This window comes from uncultured Mucilaginibacter sp., assembly GCF_913773635.1.
Lineage (GTDB): Bacteria > Bacteroidota > Bacteroidia > Sphingobacteriales > Sphingobacteriaceae > Mucilaginibacter.
The window spans coordinates 181,778-197,861 of sequence record NZ_CAJYGQ010000008.1 but is presented as its reverse complement, the minus strand read 5'-3'; the positions used below and the strand labels follow the sequence as shown (position 1 = coordinate 197,861).

At 41.2% G+C, this 16,084-nt stretch carries 16 protein-coding genes; 7 read left to right on the top strand and 9 right to left on the bottom strand.

Annotated features, from left to right (window positions below):
- The first annotated feature begins 117 nt into the window (after positions 1-117).
- A complete protein-coding gene (locus QZ407_RS10510) occupies positions 118-945 on the top strand; it encodes a hypothetical protein (RefSeq protein ID WP_295770659.1) in 828 nt (275 codons plus the stop codon).
- 6 nt (positions 946-951) lie between these two features.
- On the opposite strand, the gene feoB is transcribed toward QZ407_RS10510, so the two are convergent.
- From feoB to gcvH, 4 genes are all read right to left on the bottom strand, one after another.
- Positions 952-3,063, bottom strand: coding sequence for a ferrous iron transport protein B (feoB, locus tag QZ407_RS10505; protein WP_295770657.1), 2,112 nt, complete (start codon positions 3,061-3,063; stop codon positions 952-954).
- A gap of 8 nt (positions 3,064-3,071) precedes the next feature.
- Positions 3,072-3,290 carry a FeoA family protein gene (locus QZ407_RS10500; protein WP_157542815.1) on the bottom strand — a complete coding sequence of 73 codons (219 nt, stop codon included), beginning with the start codon at positions 3,288-3,290 and terminating at the stop codon, positions 3,072-3,074.
- A gap of 241 nt (positions 3,291-3,531) precedes the next feature.
- The gene (locus tag QZ407_RS10495) at positions 3,532-3,852 is read right to left on the bottom strand and encodes a VanZ family protein (protein WP_295770653.1); all 321 of its coding nucleotides are present in this window, start codon (positions 3,850-3,852) and stop codon (positions 3,532-3,534) included.
- Positions 3,853-3,924: 72 nt separating this feature from the next.
- Positions 3,925-4,305: a glycine cleavage system protein GcvH gene (gcvH, locus tag QZ407_RS10490; protein WP_295770651.1), complete on the bottom strand. Its 381-nt coding sequence runs from the start codon at positions 4,303-4,305 to the stop codon at positions 3,925-3,927.
- Between the two features lie 119 nt (positions 4,306-4,424).
- Between gcvH and QZ407_RS10485 the strand changes: the two genes are divergently transcribed.
- The 4 genes from QZ407_RS10485 (at position 4,425) to QZ407_RS10470 (ending at position 9,385) form a co-directional block, all read left to right on the top strand.
- The gene (locus QZ407_RS10485; RefSeq protein ID WP_295770649.1) at positions 4,425-5,018 is read left to right on the top strand and encodes a DUF4142 domain-containing protein; all 594 of its coding nucleotides are present in this window, start codon (positions 4,425-4,427) and stop codon (positions 5,016-5,018) included.
- A gap of 229 nt (positions 5,019-5,247) precedes the next feature.
- On the top strand, positions 5,248-6,264 hold the full coding sequence (locus QZ407_RS10480) for a Gfo/Idh/MocA family oxidoreductase (RefSeq protein WP_295770646.1): 1,017 nt from the start codon (positions 5,248-5,250) through the stop codon (positions 6,262-6,264).
- Between the two features lie 16 nt (positions 6,265-6,280).
- Positions 6,281-6,769 (top strand): thioredoxin family protein, encoded by a 489-nt coding sequence (locus QZ407_RS10475; protein WP_295770642.1) that lies wholly within the window; start codon positions 6,281-6,283, stop codon positions 6,767-6,769.
- A gap of 117 nt (positions 6,770-6,886) precedes the next feature.
- Positions 6,887-9,385, top strand: coding sequence for a TonB-dependent receptor (locus tag QZ407_RS10470; RefSeq protein WP_295770638.1), 2,499 nt, complete (start codon positions 6,887-6,889; stop codon positions 9,383-9,385).
- Between the two features lie 149 nt (positions 9,386-9,534).
- Here the strand turns inward: QZ407_RS10470 and lepB are convergent, their stop codons facing one another.
- The 5 genes from lepB to QZ407_RS10445 form a co-directional block, all read right to left on the bottom strand.
- Entirely contained in the window at positions 9,535-10,647 is a 1,113-nt protein-coding gene (lepB, locus tag QZ407_RS10465; RefSeq protein ID WP_295770636.1) for a signal peptidase I, read from the bottom strand.
- A 27-nt stretch (positions 10,648-10,674) separates the two neighbouring features.
- The gene (dapB, locus tag QZ407_RS10460; RefSeq protein ID WP_295770633.1) at positions 10,675-11,427 is read right to left on the bottom strand and encodes a 4-hydroxy-tetrahydrodipicolinate reductase; all 753 of its coding nucleotides are present in this window, start codon (positions 11,425-11,427) and stop codon (positions 10,675-10,677) included.
- A 133-nt stretch (positions 11,428-11,560) separates the two neighbouring features.
- Positions 11,561-12,253: a DUF5683 domain-containing protein gene (locus QZ407_RS10455; RefSeq protein ID WP_295770630.1), complete on the bottom strand. Its 693-nt coding sequence runs from the start codon at positions 12,251-12,253 to the stop codon at positions 11,561-11,563.
- Positions 12,254-12,262: 9 nt separating this feature from the next.
- Positions 12,263-13,183: a ParB/RepB/Spo0J family partition protein gene (locus QZ407_RS10450; protein ID WP_295770628.1), complete on the bottom strand. Its 921-nt coding sequence runs from the start codon at positions 13,181-13,183 to the stop codon at positions 12,263-12,265.
- 9 nt (positions 13,184-13,192) lie between these two features.
- On the bottom strand, positions 13,193-13,996 hold the full coding sequence (locus QZ407_RS10445) for an AAA family ATPase (protein WP_295770625.1): 804 nt from the start codon (positions 13,994-13,996) through the stop codon (positions 13,193-13,195).
- Between the two features lie 157 nt (positions 13,997-14,153).
- Between QZ407_RS10445 and QZ407_RS10440 the strand changes: the two genes are divergently transcribed.
- On the top strand, positions 14,154-14,675 hold the full coding sequence (locus tag QZ407_RS10440; protein WP_295770624.1) for an NAD(P)H-dependent oxidoreductase: 522 nt from the start codon (positions 14,154-14,156) through the stop codon (positions 14,673-14,675).
- An 86-nt stretch (positions 14,676-14,761) separates the two neighbouring features.
- Entirely contained in the window at positions 14,762-16,084 is a 1,323-nt protein-coding gene (locus QZ407_RS10435; RefSeq protein ID WP_295770621.1) for a sorbosone dehydrogenase family protein, read from the top strand.

Below are 16,084 nucleotides of genomic sequence, written 5' to 3'. Positions count from 1 at the left end.
CTAAATTATAAGCTAATATAACAGTAATTAATGTTATAGATGCCACAAGAATTTTATGCTCCAAATATTTGTTAAGTGGCTTTGCTTTTTTAACTTAATAGCCAACTCTAATACAATATGAATAAAATTTTACTGCTGATTTTCCTGTCATTTGTCGTGCTTGGTTGTTCTAAAGCCAAAGAAGATGAGCCGGAGGTAATTGCTAATAAAAGCTTTAAGCTGAATATCAAAGTAGATGACAATGCGGGTAGCTTTACTGCTATACAAAATGTTAATCTCGGTAAAAACGTATTGGCTACCGGCAATACTCTGGCTTCTAACGTTACAAACATATATTACCGCATATATAATGCAGAGGGTAAATTGTTATCATCTGTAAAGCAAACCTCAACAACGGCTGATTTTGGCACCGTATCTCAAGAGTTACCTGTTGGGGAATATAAGGTCTTCATCGCTGCATCAAAGGGAGAGATATTATTAATCGATAACAATGATCTGTCAAAAGATCGATTTGGTTTTCCGAATGGATGGGAGGATACTTTTACTTCATTAACAACAATATCAATTAAAAATGCGGATGTTTCCCAAACTATAAAACTGGAAAGGGCTTTAGGTATGCTCAGCCTTACCATAACGGACGCCATACCTTTTAATATTGCGAGAATAAGTATATCTATGCAACCCGAAAATATTTACAAGTATATTGGTGGTGGACAGGAAATAATACCTACAGGAATGTCTTACAATACTAATGTAAGTTATAGCGATATTGGCGTCAGGAACAAAAATTTTTCTACGCTCATAGGTAACACAGGAGCTGCTATCAACATTAACGTTAAGGCATATAATTCAGTTAATGTGGTTATTGTAGAAAAGAATATACCCAATATCACTTTTTCTAAAAACAAGAAGACAGAGATAAGCCTCCAGTTATTTACGCCATAAATTACATTATTTCAATAGCGTATATGTAATAAAACTCGCCGCATATGCAAGTCCGGTCATGTATACAAATTGTATAACGGGCCAGTGCCAGCTTTTAGTTTCGCGGTATACGGTGGCTACGGTACTGGCACATTGCATGGCAAAAGCATAAAACATCATTAATGAAAATGAAACAGCAGGGGTAAAGGTTAGCTGACCGGTTTCGGTATTACGGGCTGTACCCAATTTGTCTTTTACAGACTGTATCTCTTCAGGATCACCGTCTACACTGTAAATGGTGGCCATGGTGCCCACAAATACTTCGCGTGCAGCAAAGGAGGTAATGATGGCAATACCTATCTTCCAGTCAAAGCCAAGTGGCTTAATTACCGGTTCAATTACATGCCCCAGGTAACCGGCGTATGAGCTTTCCAGTTTTTCTGATGCTATGGCGTGCTCCCTTTCCGTAGGCTTCATTTTTTGCCCATACTGTGGCTGGCTGTATTTCTTTTCAATTTGTTTAAAGTTATCGCCCGGTCCATAAGATGCCAGTACCCATAATATAATTGATACTGCTATAATTACCTTGCCTGCTTCAATTACGAAGGTTTTAGCGCGGTCATACATCGTAAGCAAAACGTTATTCCATCGCGGCATCCGGTAAACCGGTAGCTCCATTATAAAGTAACCTCGTTCACGGGCTTTTAAAATGTGCTTCATCACCCATGCTACAACGATAGCCGAAACCAGACTGAGCACATACATGCCCGTTAAGGCCAGCCCCTGTAAATTAAATATCCACCAAACATTGCGGTTAGGTACCACCAGGGCAATAAGCAGCGTGTAAACGGGTAAGCGTGCTGAACAGGCAACCAAAGGTGTTACCATAATGGTAATCATACGGTCTTTCCAGTTTTCAATGGTGCGCGTACTCATTATTGATGGTACAGCACAAGCAAAGCCGCCAATTAAAGGAACTACTGATTTACCGTTTAGCCCCACCTTGCGCATCACCTTATCCATCATGAACGTAACGCGGGCCATATAGCCGGTATCTTCTAAAATAGCTATAAAGGCAAATAATATTGCAATTTGCGGTATAAATACCAACACCCCGCTCAAGCCGGCTACAACGCCGTCGGCGAGTAAGTCGGTTAGTGGGCCAGCCGGCATTATTTTGTGTACACCCTCCTGCATCCATATGAATAGGGATTCAATGAGGTCCATAGGGTATGCTGACCAGGCAAAAATGGCCTGGAATATAAAAAGCAATATGCCAAAGAATATCACAAAGCCAAAAACACGGTGTGTTAAAACTTTATCTATACGGTTGCTCAGGGTCTCTTCCTGCGCTGTTTGCTCGGTTTTAACCGTATCGTAAAGCAAATCATTGATAAAATTGTAGCGTGCTATGGTTTCGGCCGCCTGTGCCTGTTGTGAATGAAACTGATGAATGCCTTCCAATTCCTCAATGCGGCTGCTCTGCTCAGGAGTTAAGAAAGATAAATGCTCATGCTGATGAGCAAGTTGTAATGCATAGTAAGGGTTTTCCAACTGCATTTCTTGTCCAATGGCATCAACCAGTTGGGGTGCAATGGCTTTAACATCAATGCTTTGCTGTTGAAGTGCAAACTTGTTAGCGTATGATATGGCCTCTTTTAACTTATCAATACCCTCGTTACGGCGGGCAGAAATAGGGATTACCGGCACACCTAATTTTTTTGAGAGGCTATCAATATTAATGGTTATGCCGTCTTTTTTGGCCATATCCATCATATTCAATGCAACTATAACCGGAATTTTAAGATCGGCAACCTGCGTGTACAGGAGCAAATTCCTTTTCAGGTTAGAGGCATCAACAATGACAACTATAAGATCGGGAGTTTCGTGAACCTTATCGGCAAGTACAGAAAATACTATAGATTCATCACGACTTTTAGGGTATAGGCTATAAGTGCCCGGAAGGTCAATTATTTCGGCACGTCGGCCGTCAGGCAGGCTGCTAAAGCCGGTTTTTTTGTCAACCGTTATACCCGGAAAGTTTCCAATTTTTTGGTTTAGTCCGGTTAATAGGTTAAACAGGGTTGATTTACCGGTATTAGGATTTCCAACAAGTGCAACTCTTATCTCAGCCTTCAATGCAATAACTACTGTAAAATAATGGTTGAAGCTTCCTGTTTGCGCAGGCTGAGCATGTAGCCGGAAACGGCAACGGCAATGGGATCACCCAGTGGGGCTATGCGTTCCAGTTTAATTTCTTCACCCGGAAGGCATCCCATTTCCATCAACTTAACCGACATTTCTAAATCGGTAAATTCTTTGATTACACCCTTTTTACCTACTTCAAGTTCCGAAAGCTTCTTCATAAATGTATGTGCAAACATACTCCTTATTTAAAACAAATCCAAATAAGAGTAGGCCCGTTTACATTACAAACAATAAAAAGGTAATTTACTTATGTGGCTTATAAAACAGGTTTAAAAGTTTTAAGCCTTATCATTTACAGAGTGGTCGGTGTGTAGTTTACCAAAATGAGGGCAGCCACAATCTTTTTTTAACACAGCACATGATGTCATTGACACAAAAAGGGCAAACACAGCTATTAATTTAAGTTTTTTCATTACTTACCAAGGTTACGGTTAGTATGCTGCCAAACGTTGCCATGCCTGCTCCAACGGCATCGGCAAACAAATCATTCCAATCGCCGCTGCGCCAGGTAAACATATAAAGCTGTAAAAGCTCAATCAAAGCTCCGTAGGCCATACTAATTGTAAGCGCTTTTACGGCGTTGAGCCAGCTAAGGTTACGGTGCCGGCGTATAATTGCATGAACAACTAACATGTTAAAAACAAAAAACAGGCCGCAATGCACCAGTTTATCAAAGCCTGCAAAAAACCTGGGCGAGTTACCTATTTCGCCCATAGGCATGTTGCATATCAACAAAATAAATAAAGCCCACCCCAGGGTGAGCTTATAATATTTAAAAAGCAACTTCATTAATTAAGCGCCTACCAAACCTTTGTAGTCTTCGGCCGAAAGCAGTGCTTCAACTTCTGCAAGATCGTTAAGGCTTATTTTCACCATCCAGCCATCGCCGTATGGATCGCTGTTTACCAGCTCGGGCTGTGCATCAAGCTTGTCATTAATTTCTAAAACGGTTGCAGTAACCGGCATAAAAAGGTCTGAAACAGTCTTAACTGCTTCAACCGTGCCAAATACTTCTTCTTTTGCAACTTCTTGTCCAACAGTGTTTATGTCAATGTAAACAATGTCGCCAAGTTCGCGCTGGGCAAACTCAGTAATGCCTATATAGGCCTCATTGCCTTCAACCTTAATCCACTCGTGGTCTTTAGTGTATTTTAATTCTGCCGGAAAATTCATATCGTTTTTTGTTGGTGCCCAAAAATAGTAAAAGCCTTTAAGTTTCCGAAGTTATTTAAAACCCAAATGCGGCATTGTTGTTGTTTGCATTAATCAACAATTAAGAAAATATCTACGTTATGAAAAAAGTATGTTCAATAGCAATGCTGGCGCTGGCCGCCCTGGCATTCCAATCATGCGGCGGAGCCGGATCAAACAATGATAGCGCTGCTAATGCAGACAGTGCAAATTACACCAAAGATACATCAAGCAACGCAGTTGAAACCGGTGGTATTGCTGTAGTAAATGATGATGCTGAATTTGCTGTTTCTGCAGCTAATGCAGGTATGGCCGAAGTTGAATTGTCAAAACTGGCTTTAACTAAAGCAACTAATGCCAAAGTGAAAGAATTTGCAGATATGATGGTAAAAGATCATACCGGTGTAAATGAAAAATTAATGGCGTTAGCTAAAACCAAAAATATCACCCTGCCAACTACAGTAGGTGCCGATGAGCAAAAAACAATGGCCGATTTACAAGCAAAATCAGGTGCCGACTTTGATAAAGCTTACGTTGATGTAATGGTAAAAGACCACAAAAAAGCGGTTGATTTATTTGAAGACGGTTCCAAAGATTTGAAAGATGCTGATTTAAAATCATTTGCAACTCAATCTTTACCTGCGTTAAAAAGCCACCTTCAGGCTATCGAAACCATTGAGAAAGGTGTAAAATAATTTTTGTTGATTACAACAAATGAAAGGGAAGCGTTGTAAAAGCCTTCCCTTTTTTGTTGAATTTTAATTATAAATTTTAACAGGTCCAGGATTCTATTTAAATCAAGAAATAAGCAACCTTATAACTCACCGTTGTTTAAAACGAAATAACATTGTGAGGGATTTACCTGCTACTACAATGTTTTTAAGCTCGTTTTAAACTCCCTTAACAAAGCCGTATACTTGCAATATGTCATCACCTATTGTTACCGGTATTTTATCATTTGGCATGTCGGGCCGTATATTTCATGCGCCGTTTGTACATGCGCATCAGGGTTTTAATTTTAAGGCTGTTGTTGAACGTACCAATAAAAACGTTAACCAGTTTTACCCCGATGTAATCAGTTACGATAGTGTTGAAGCAATACTTGCTGATAACGAAATTGAGCTAATTATAGTTAATACACCCAATTACCTCCATTACGAGCACGCCAAACAAGCACTGCTTGCCGGGAAAAGCGTTTTGGTTGAAAAGCCTGTAACGGCAACTTCAGCCCAGCTTTTTGAATTATTTGATATTGCAAAGGAAAAGGATTTGCACGTACTGGTTTATCAAAACCGCAGGTGGGACAGTGATTTCCTGTCTGTTAAAGATATAATTGAAAGCGGGCGGTTAGGGGAGTTGATTGAAGTTAACTTCCGCTTTGACAGGTACAGGCCAGTGTTAAGTCCAAAGTTATTTAAAGAAACCGCACAAACACCGGCTAATGGCTTAGTTTATGACCTTGGTCCGCATTTGTTAGACCAAGTTATAAGTTTGTTTGGCAAACCTATTAGTGCTAATAAAGTTACTGCAACGCACCGCGAGGGGTCAGAGGTGGTTGATTATTTTTCTTATCAACTCACTTATCCTCATCAACTGGTAGTAAATGCAACATCGGGGCTTTTGATTGCTCACCCAATGCCTTCCTTTACCGTGCATGGTACAGCCGGAAGCTATGTGAAAGACAGGGTAGATGTACAGGAAGCGCAACTTGATAAAGCCATAAAACCAACTGACCATAATTATGGCGTTGAGCCTGAAGGTAGCGAAGGTATATTGACAATAATGGGTATAGGTACCGAAAAGACCGTTGAAAAAATACCATCACTTGAGGGTAATTATCTAAATTTGTTCGAAGCCGTTTACCAAACGTTAGCCAATGGCGCTGTTTACCCAATAACTAATGAACATGTGGCATGGCAACTTGAACTGCTGGAATTATAGTACAATGTTACACACGATGAAAAAATTACTTTTACTATTAAGCTTTATTGTGGCCGTTGGATGCACGCAGGCTCAAAATAATGCTAAAATTCAAAATATTCCTAAGTATAAAATTTTAACTCCTGATAGTACCTACCGCACGCAGGCCAACCTTAAAAAAGCAATGCCGGTAATGATTATTTATTTCATGCCCGATTGTGGCCATTGCCAGCAGCTGATCTATGACATGAAGGAGCGTATGAAGCAGGATTTTTCGAAAGTGCAAATTGTACTTATTACCGATGCCATGTATAAAATGGTTAAAGGATTTCACCGAGATTTTGGTCTTTCGGCTTACCCGAATGTAACTGTTGGCACCGAGCAGGGTTCTTATGATATACTGAATTATTACGGGGTTAAAATGACGCCTTATGTTGCCATTTACAACCGTAACGGTAAGCTTTTAAAAACCTTTGATAAAGAGCCTAAAGTGAAAGACCTGGCAGCTGTAGTGAAGAAAGGCTAGCCTATGTTCAAGCATGCTTATTTGGTAATAAAAAAATTACCTCAACTACACGGTTAGTTAGCAATAAAGTTACAAGGCTTACTATTGAGGTAAATTTAAAATGGGGATTTTTGCCGGATGAATTTTCCGGTTATAAAACGAACACTTTTATTTTTATTTACTTTACTCACGCTTAACGTACTGGCCCAAACCGGCGGTTCGGTAAGTGGTAAACTGGTTGATGCCAACACCAACCAGCCACTTGAGTTTGCCAGTGTTAGCGTAACCAACAGAGCCGATAATACTACCAAAGGTATACAAACAGATTTAAGCGGAAATTTTAAAATTGACGGCTTAAAAGATGGCACCTATACGTTCAAAGCAACTTTTTTAGGTTACCTCACCTTTACGCAGGAAAACGTTCAGATTACACCGGCTAAAAGAGCAATTCAACTGGCTGCAATTAAAATTAAGCCAGCCAAAGGAGTGCTTAAAGAAGTGGTGGTAACCGGGCAACGCAGTCAGATTAAGCTAAGTACCGATAAAAAGGTGTTTAGCGTTGATCAGAGTTTAGTTAGCCAGGGAGGTTCGGCAACAGATTTATTAACCAATGTACCATCGGTACAGGTTGATGTTGAGGGTAATGTGGCCCTACGAGGTTCAAACAATGTGCGTGTGCTGGTAAATGGTAAGCCATCGGCAATATCGGGCGGCAGTGTGAGTGATATACTGCAATCAATACCTGCAAGCGCCATTGAAAATATTGAGGTAATAACCAATCCGTCATCAAAATATGATGCTGAGGGGCAATCGGGTATCATTAACATAATTTTAAAGCGTAACGCACAGCTTGGCTTTAATGGTTCGGTAGCCGGTACCATAGGTAACCAAAAACAACGTAACGCAAGTTTAAACCTGGCCTATCAAACATCAGCAGTAAATATATTTGGCAATTACAGCTATCGTAAAGCCAACCGTATTGGCAATGGTTATACCAACAGAATTACTTACCCGGGTACTGATACAGCAATATTCCAAAACCAGGAATCAGATCAAACCTTTAAATTCAATTCTCACAACATCCGTACTGGCATTGATATCAACCTTGATTCAAAAAGTGTTTTAACACTATCTGATAATATCAATATACGGGATCGTGATCGCTTTCAAAACGGCGGAACCGGTATAACCCGTAATAGCGCTTTCACACAGCGTTTAAATCAAAATAACGTTTCATCTAATTCGGGTACCAATTTTGACCTTAACGCCGACTTTAGCCATAAATATAAAAAGCCTGGCCAGGAGCTTACTGCCAACGTAGGTTACTCATCGCAAAAAGAAGATGGTGATGAACAGTTGCTTACCAGTTATAACTTTTACGTACCAGCCTTAAGTGATAGTCTCTTTAGGCAAAATAACTTTACAAGAGGACGCCAGCGCAACTGGAACCTGCAGGCAGATTACACCACTCCGCTAAGCAAAGACAGTAAGTTGGAGGCAGGTTATCGCAGCACCTTTAACCGTAATGATAACGATTTCAGGGCGTTTGCATTGGTTGACGGTACGCAAGATCAGTTTGTATATGACGCAACCCGTTCAAATAACTTACTTTATAATGAGCAGGTGCATGCTGTTTACACCAATTACCAGCGTCAGTTTGGAAGATTTGGCGTACAGGTTGGTGTGCGTTTAGAGGATGCGCATATTCGCAGCCGTTTGGCAGGCAGCACAGAGGAATTTAAGCAGGATTATTTCCGGCCGTATCCAAGTGTGTTCCTGAGCGATAAGCTTACTGAAAATCAAACTTTGCAATTAAGCTATACCCGCCGTGTAAGCAGGCCACGCGACAGGCAGTTAAATCCATTTTTAGATCGTAGCGACCCGCTGAACTACCAACAGGGTAATCCAAGCTTGCGCCCTGAGGATACGCATGCATTTGAGTTAAGCTACATCAACTACTGGAATGCGCTTACGCTTACCTCATCACTATACTATCGCTACACCAACGAAAATATTCAGCAGGTGCGTTTACCGCTCGATTCGGTACGAACTATTACACAATTTGCAAATATTAACAGTGCAGCAAACGCAGGTTACGAATTAATTGCCAAGCTAACTGCATCATCAAAGTTTGATTTAACAGGTAACGTAAACGTTTATTATCGTGACATCAAAGGCGATCCGGCATTGTTTGTTCCGTCAAGCTCAGGTTACGCTTTTAACGGTAACCTTACAGCTAACATTAAGCCAATTAAAAAATTGGGCATACAGTTGCGAGGCGATTACCAGGGCAAGCAAGTAATTGCACAGGGGTATAGTAAGGCATTATATGGCTTTGACGGCGGCGTGCGTTACGACATTACCAAGGCTTTAAACATAAGCGGAAATGTACGCGATATATTCAATACCCGCAGGTTCGGATCAATCATCAACAACACAACAGTGAATGTTCCTTACACATCTGAGTCTTATCGCCGCTTCTCATTCCGTACCATATCCTTCACTATATCTTATAGGTTTGGCAGCAATGGTTCAGAACAAAAGCGAAAAAGAAACCAGGATCAGGATAATGGAGGAGGAAACCCTGATGACATGGGTGGAGGCATGGGCGGTGGCGCTATGCTCCGCAGTAACTAAAGATATAACTAAGTAACAAAAAGAAGCCGCCTTGAATTTTATGTTAAAGGCGGCTTCTTTTTGCTAATACGTAGAAAACCGAAGTTGGACGTATAAGTATCAGCTATAATTCATTAAAAACAAAACCCGGCTTAAGCCGGGTTTTGTTTTTAATGAATGCCCATAAACAGGCGGCTCCATCTTATTTTATTCAGAAAGCTGGCGTTGCTATCCCAGCTCATCCATACAAATAAAGCTTTACCTACCACATGATCTTCTGGTACAAATCCCCAAAAACGCGAGTCAAGAGAATTATGTCTGTTATCGCCCATCATCCAGTAGTAATTCATTTTAAAGGTGTAGCTATCAGCTTTAGCACCGTTAATTAAAATATCATTGCCATTCACTTCAAGCTTGTTGCCTTCATAAACTGTAATAGCACGTTTATAAAAAGGAAGATTTAAGCTGTCAAGCTTTACAGTCCAACCTTTTTTAGGAACTATAATCGGGCCGTAATTATCCTGGTTCCACTTCTCATAATGCTTGTCTTTGGGAAACACAGGTTCTTCCATCAGGCTAACAGAATCCTTTGGCGATATATGCGGCTTAACCATGGTGAAATTGCCCATCTTCTTCAAAGCATCAGCAGACGCTTTAGTCATGGTAGGATATGGGCTGTAATCCGATATGGTTACGTTAAGCTCTTCCCAAATTTTGGGGTTAATTTCTGTACCGTTGGTTTGCAGTTCGTAATTAATTTGCCCTTCGGGTGGGTTAGGGTTAGCCTTGCCATTAACAAATACTTGTGCATCAACTATCGAAAGCGTATCGCCTGGTGTTCCCTGGCAGCGTTTAATGTAGTTTTCACGCTTATCAACCGGCCGGTAAAACGGGCTGTCGGCCTCCATGGGGTAGTTAAACACAACAACGTCACCTTTTTTAATATCACTTAAGCCCGGTAACCTATAGTAAGGTAGTTTCACGCCATCCCAATAGGCTTTGGTGCCGATGATTGGCATAGTATGATGTGCAAAAGGGAAAGCAATAGGTGTCATTGGGGTGCGGGCACCATAATTTACTTTGCTTACAAACAGGAAATCACCCACAAGTAGTGAGCGTTCCATTGATTCGGTTGGAATGGTATAAGCTTCAATAAATAATGTACGTATAAGCGTAGCTGCAACCACTGCAAAAATAATGGCATCAGTCCATTCGCGTGCTGCACTTTTTTTCTTTTTAGGCTGATCTTCTTTGTTCTTCTTCTCCCAGAATTTCCAGTTCATATTTTATAATCAATAATTTAGGCCGTATCAGGCGTTAAAGGTAAACATATCTGTTACAGCGTAAAATCCTTTTTTATCTTTCAGCCATTCTGCTGCTATTACAGCACCTAAAGCAAAGCCATTACGGTTATGGGCTGTATGTTTAAATTCAATACTATCAACTTCCGAATCATACATTACGGTATGTGTACCCGGTACGTTTTCAATGCGGTGCGACTCAATCAGCAATTGACTATTGGTAAGCGCATCATCAGCCGCCTCACCAGTGTCAGTTACCAATACGTTTTTCCACTCGTTTTTTGCGTCAAGGTTTTCCAGTACTCCTTCAGCTATGGTAATAGCGGTGCCGCTGGGCGAATCAAGCTTTTGCGTATGATGAATTTCTTCTACCTGTACCTCGTAGTAAGGGTAGTTGTTCATGATTTTTGCCAGCATACGGTTTACATGAAAAAAGATGTTAACGCCAACACTATAGTTAGAGCCATACATCAGCGTATTGTTACCGGCAATGCACTTTTCTTTAATCTCGTTAAGGTTTTCATACCAACCTGTAGTACCAACCACTAATGGTACACCGGCCTCAAAGCAAAGATTCATGTTTTGAATAGCGGTAGCAGGTGTGCTAAACTCTATGGCAACATCAGCCTTTTGAAGGTTTTCAACTGTGGCCTCGTGCAGATTGTCTTTATCAATTATCAGTACAATTTCGTGACGGCGGTCGGTAGCTATCTTTTCAATGATTTTACCCATTTTGCCGTATCCGAAGAGCGCAATTTTCATGGAGCAATTTAGTTAAAACGAATAAATTACAGTTATTTAACGGTAAAGGTAACTTTTAAAACCCGCATAACCGAAGAAATAATAGTGCTGCTTATGTATGCCGGATTTCCGAATCATAAGACGTTTGAAATGCCTAAAACGTGAGGCTCAATTTTAAAACAGGAGTAATAGAAGGTAAGTTACCTGAAGCATACAACGGGCCTGTTTCAATGCCGGGGGTTATTTTAAAGCTCAAATCACGGTCCATGGTATAGGAATGGATGAATTTGGCATCAATGTAAGCATCAATCATTTGTATGCCCCAAAAACCAACAAAGCCTAAAATGCATAACTGCATATTACGTTCGTGGTAGTTTACATTATTTTCAATTATAGTTAAGTCTCTGTTTCTCGCGCGTTCAAAAAGGTCTTTAACGCTTTGCGTGTCACTTTCATCGGGTTGGTTTGCACCGGCTCTTTTTAATTGATATACACGTAAAAAGTCTTTGTAATTACCTCGGTTCCATATGTATATTCCGGCAAGTCCGCCTAAACCACCATATACCAAGGGTAGCTTCCACCATTTACGGTTGTACAGTTGGCCCCAGCCGGGTACAAACGCCGAGCGTTTAAAAGCAAGCGAGGGGCTATGCGTGCTATCGGGCCGGTAAAGCTTTTTGTTTTTTTTGGTAATTACATCGGTTATAACACGCTTACCTGCAACAGAGTCGCGCACGCGCTGGCGGCGTTCAATTTCATCGCGTAGCCTTACGGTATCGGGCTTTTGAGCATAAGCTGCAGCCGAAAAAATTATAAAGCCAATAATTATTATGATAAGCCTGTTCATGTGATGGTTTTACCAATCCAGCATCTCAAGTATACGGCCTAAGTCTTCCTGCGATAAAAAAGGTATTTCAATACTGCCTGAGCCTTTATTGCCCACCTTAAGTTTTACCTTGCTGCTAAACTTTGATGCCAGATCGTCCTGGATTTTTTGTAACTGAAACGGAACAGGTGCAGGTTTATTGCTTTCTTTTTTTTCGGGACCGTTTTGCAATGCACGTACCATCTCTTCAACCTTACGAACCGACAGGCCCTGCTGCAATATTTGCTGGTGCAGGTGTACTTGTTTAACCGGATCGGTAATGTTGATTAACGCACGGGCATGCCCCATGCTAATATCCCCGTCACGAATCGACGCCTGTATGCTGGGTGGCAATTTTAACAAACGTAAATAATTAGTAACCGTACTGCGGTTTTTACTAACGCGTTCTCCAAGCTCCTCCTGTTTAAGGCTGCATTCATCAATCATACGCTGAAAGCTTAATGCAACTTCCATTGCATTTAAGTTTTCACGCTGAATGTTTTCTATAAGCGCCATTTCCAGCATTTGCTGATCGTTGGCGGTGCGCACATAAGCAGGGATGGTGTTTAAACCGGCGCGTTTTGACGCACGTAAACGGCGTTCGCCCGAAATTAGCTGATAGGAGTGAGAATTTACCCTCCTAACTGTAATAGGCTGTATCAGCCCCTGCAATTTAATTGATTCCGCAAGTTCAATAAGTGCCTGCTCATCAAAATCAGTACGGGGTTGAAACGGATTTATTTCGATTTCGGCAATACGTATTTCATTAACCGAACCCAGGGCATTACCTGTGTTCGAGTTATTTGTGCTCCCTGTTTCGCGCTGGTAATTGCTTTGGGCTTTTACACTGTCCGAATCATTGAGCAGGGCACTCAGCCCTTTTCCTAATGCCTTCTTTTTATCTAAACTCATTTATAAAACTTAAACTGCTGCAGGTGTAGCTTTACCTGCTGTTTGTCCTAAACCGTTTTTGCGTATAATTTCGCGAGCCAGGTTTAAATAGTTTACTGCGCCTTTACAGGTTGCATCGTGCATAATTACCGAAACCCCAAAGCTTGGCGCCTCGCTTAAACGGGTATTACGTTGTATAATTGTATCAAACACAAGGTCTTCAAAGTGCGTGCGTACTTCTTCAACAACCTGGTTTGACAGGCGCAGCCTTACATCATACATGGTAAGCAAAATGCCTTCAATATCTAACTCGGGGTTTAGCCTGTTTTGAACAATTTTAATAGTGTTCAATAACTTGCCTAAACCTTCCAATGCAAAATACTCACATTGTACCGGAATAATTACCGAATCGGCCGCGGTAAGTGCATTGATGGTAATTAAGCCTAATGATGGTGAGCAGTCAATAATAATGAAATCATACAGATCGCGAACCTGGTCTAAAATGGCTTTCATTTTATACTCGCGGTCAGTAAGGTTAATCATTTCTATCTCGGCACCAACCAAATCAATATGAGCAGGTAACAGATCGAGGTTAGGTGTATCGGTTTTCTGGATGGCGTCTTTGGCCTCAACCTGGTTAATGATACACTCGTATATGCTGGTTTTTATAGTGCGCGGATCAAACCCTATACCCGATGTTGAGTTAGCCTGCGGATCGGCATCAACCAGTAGCGTCTTATACTCTAAAACGGCTAAACTTGCAGCCAGGTTTATAGACGATGTGGTTTTGCCAACGCCACCTTTTTGATTAGCTAAAGCTATTATTTTACTCATTTTATTACCTCAGATATTAAGAAAACAGCCTTTGCCGGATAATCAAAAGTAAAGCTAAAAATTTATACTTTCGCTTTGCTTTAAACCGGGGGCTAAAGATACGAAATTAAACAATTCGGCAGTCGATGGTGTTGCGTTAACTTATAAACACTTTTTAATGATTACCATTGTTGCTGCTACTAACCGCTCTGGAAGTTCAACTTTAAAATTAGCCAAATATTATCAAAGGCAGCTTATAAAAAACGGTTTGGAAGTAGAGCTTTTGTCGTTAGAGGATTTGCCGCCAAACTTCATCCAAACTGATATGTATGGCAAATGCAGCGCCGAATTTGGTCCGATAAGAAAGCTCGTCAATGCCTCAAAAAAGTTTTTGTTTGTCATTCCCGAATACAACGGCAGCTTTCCGGGCGTGTTAAAGGCCTTTGTTGATGCCTGTGATTTTCCTGACAGCTTTTATGATAAGAAAGCTGCGCTTGTAGGACATTCTTCGGGCACTTATGGTAACATACGTGGTGTAGAACATTTTGCTGGTGTTTGCAGCTACCTGCATATGCATGTGTTGCCGTTACGTATACATATTCCATTTATACGTAAAGAGATAAATGCCGAAGGCGAATTGTTTGAAGAACGTACAGTGAAATTTGTTAACGAGCAAATTGAAAAGTTTGTAATTTTTTAGGTTCTTAAGCCTGCTTGTTATTTCGTTTACCAAACAAAATTTTACCTATAAGGTTAATTCCCTTAGTCTTAACTAAAGAGTACCTTATGAAAATCAGAAACTTCCTATATGTAGCCGTTGCTGCAGGTGCAGTTTTGAGTAGCTGCCAGCAAAACAAAAAGCCCGATCCGGCAATGGCTGATACCACTGCGGATAAGGTTGGCCAGCAAGTGAATTTACCGGCACCTTACGAAACCAAATCGGTAAAAAACTTCTGTGAAGTTATAGGATGGCCCAAAGGTAAAACACCTATCGCTCCGGCCGGCTTTAAAGTAAGCCTCTATGCCGAAGATTTGAATAATCCGCGTAATATATACGTAGCTCCAAACGGCGACGTTTTTGCTGCCCTTGCAACTACCGAGGCTAAAGGTTTGAAAAAGGCAGGTTCGGCACTCGTTGGCAAAACAAAATCGCAAAATATGGGCGATAGCCCTAATACCATTGTTATTTTCAGAGATAGTAACGGCGATGGCGTGGTTGACCAAAAAGGATTGTTTTTAAGCGGACTAAACCAGCCATTTGGTATGGCCGTTATAGGTAATTGGTTTTACGTAGCCAATACTGATGGCTTATGGCGCTACCCTTACAAACCGGGAGATGCCCGCATAACAGCCGAAGGAAAACGTGTACTTAAACTGCCTGCCGGCGGTTACAATAACCACTGGACGCGCAACCTGCTTGTTAGTAAAGACAGTAGTAAACTATACATAACCGTAGGCTCGGGTAGTAATGTTGCCGAGCATGGTATTGCAAATGAAGCGCGCAGAGCCAATATTTTGGTAGTGAATGCAGACGGATCAAACGAAAAAATTTATGCCGGTGGTTTACGCAACCCGGTTGGTATTGACTTTTTCCCTGGTACAAGCAATATTTGGACTGCCGTTAACGAGCGTGACGAATTGGGAGATATGTTAGTGCCTGATTACTTAACCAGTGTTAAAGAGGGTGGTTATTACGGTTGGCCATATGCTTATTTTGGCCAGCACGAAGATCCTCGTTTGAAGGGACAACGTCCTGATTTAGTTAAGAGCACTTTAGTACCTGATGTTGCATTAGGTTCACACACGGCATCATTAGGACTGGCCTTTTATAACGGCGATAGTTTTGGTTCAAAATATAAAAACGCTGCTTTTGTAGGTCAGCATGGTTCATGGAATAGCTCAAAGCTGGTAGGTTATAAGGTTGTGGCAGTTCCTTTTAAAGGAAGCAAGCCAGGTAAGCCCGAAGATTTTCTAACAGGCTTTATTGCTGATGCGGCGCAAAACAAAGTTTATGGCAGGCCGGTTGGCGTAGCTGTAGCAAAAGACGGCTCTCTATTGGTTGCTGATGACTCTGGCAATAAAATCTGGCGCGTAAGTGCTGAGAAATAA